This window comes from Methylopila musalis, from assembly GCF_042679725.1.
GTDB classification, from domain to species: domain Bacteria; phylum Pseudomonadota; class Alphaproteobacteria; order Rhizobiales; family Methylopilaceae; genus Methylopila; species Methylopila musalis.
This window is the reverse complement of the sequence record NZ_JBHTMX010000352.1, coordinates 1-1,384: the sequence shown is the minus strand read 5'-3', so window position 1 is coordinate 1,384 and position 1,384 is coordinate 1. Positions and strand designations below refer to the sequence as shown.

Here is a 1,384-nt window from a genome sequence, read left to right as displayed (position 1 = left end):
CTGCGGCGCCTGCCGCCGGAGGTGGCGGTGGCGTTCTCGCCCTACGCGCCGGACGTGGCGGAGCTGGTGGCGCAGGCGCGCGGCGCCGGGCGCGAGGCGCTGCTGCAGGCGCCCATGGAGCCGTTCGACTACCCCGCCAACGATCCCGGCCCCCAGACGCTGCTGACCAGCCTGCCGGCCTCCGCCAACCTAGAGCGGCTGCGCTGGTCGCTCGGCCGCGCGCAGGGCTATGTGGGCGTCGCGCCGCTGGCGGGCGCGCGCTTTCTCGACAATCCGGACGCGCTCCAGCCCATGCTGGTGGAGCTCGCCCGCCGCGGGCTGATGTTCGTGGTGGCGGCCGACCGCAGCGGGCGCGCGGTGGATCTGGCGCGCGACGCCTCGCTGCCGCATGCGGGCGGCGTGGTGTCGATCGACCAGACCGACGACGCCGACACGATCGACGCCGCCCTGGCCAAGCTCGAAAGCGAGGCGCGGGCGGACCCGTCCCGCATCGCGGTGGGCTGGGTCACGGCGACGCCGCTCACATTGAACAGGATCGACGCCTGGCGCGCGGGCCTCGCGCAGCGCGGCGCCGCGCTCGCGCCCGTGTCGGCGGTCGCCGGGGCTCAGGGACCATCATGACGTCATTGCCGTACCGCCGCTGCGTCGGGATCATGCTGCTCAACGCCGAGAACCGGGTGTTCGTCGGCCGTCGGCGGGGCGGGGAGGTCGAGCCCGGCTCCCCGAGCTACGAGTGGCAGATGCCCCAGGGCGGCATCGACCGGGGCGAGGAGCCGCTCGCGGCCGCGATCCGCGAGCTTCAGGAGGAGACCGGCGTCACCTCCGTGCGGCTGCTGGCCGAGGCGCCGGAATGGTACGCCTACGACTTCCCGGCCGAGATCATGGCGCGCACGCGCAACGGCAAATATGGCGGCCAGACCCAGCGCTGGTTCGTCTTCCGCTTCACCGGCGAGCCGGAGGAGATCGATCTGGCGCCGAAGGGCCATCGGCCGGAGTTCTCCGAATGGCGCTGGGCGGAGATGGCGGAGCTGCCGGGGCTGATCGTGCCGTTCAAGCGCGGCGTCTACGATCGCGTGGTCCAGGCCTTCGGCCATCTGGCGGGCTGACGCCGCCGTGCCGCCGGACGGCCGCGACCACGCCCGGCTGAGCGCGGCGTTCCGGTGGAACCTGCCGGCGCGCTTCAGCATCGCCGAAGCGATCTGCGACCGCTGGGCGGCGACCGAGCCCGATCGCCCCGCGCTGCTGCTGAAGCGGCCGGGCGCGGCGCTGGCGCCGGTGAGCTACGGGGAGATTCGCGCTGCCTCGCAGGCGCTGGCGGCGGCGCTTCATCGCCGCGGACTGCGCCGCGGCGACCCCGCCGCCCGGCTGCGGCCCCAGGGCGCGG

Annotated in this window: 2 protein-coding genes and 1 pseudogene; all 3 read left to right on the top strand. The window is 74.9% G+C overall.

The annotated features are described in order from the left end of the window. Window positions 1-621, top strand: a 621-nt coding sequence (locus ACFQ4O_RS17570; RefSeq protein WP_378777671.1) for a divergent polysaccharide deacetylase family protein, incomplete at its 5' end; no start/stop codon positions are given. Continuing rightward, entirely contained in the window at window positions 618-1,106 is a 489-nt protein-coding gene (locus ACFQ4O_RS17565; protein ID WP_378777669.1) for an RNA pyrophosphohydrolase, read from the top strand. The genes ACFQ4O_RS17570 and ACFQ4O_RS17565, both read left to right, overlap by 4 nt. A gap of 7 nt (window positions 1,107-1,113) precedes the next feature. Beyond that, window positions 1,114-1,384, top strand: a pseudogene (locus ACFQ4O_RS17560) (AMP-dependent synthetase); the annotation flags it as partial.

Excerpts from the sequence above, each read along its gene's own strand:
- ACFQ4O_RS17565 (WP_378777669.1), top strand. The coding sequence starts at position 618 with ATGACGTCATTGCCGTACCGCCGCTGCGTCGGGATCATGCTGCTCAAC.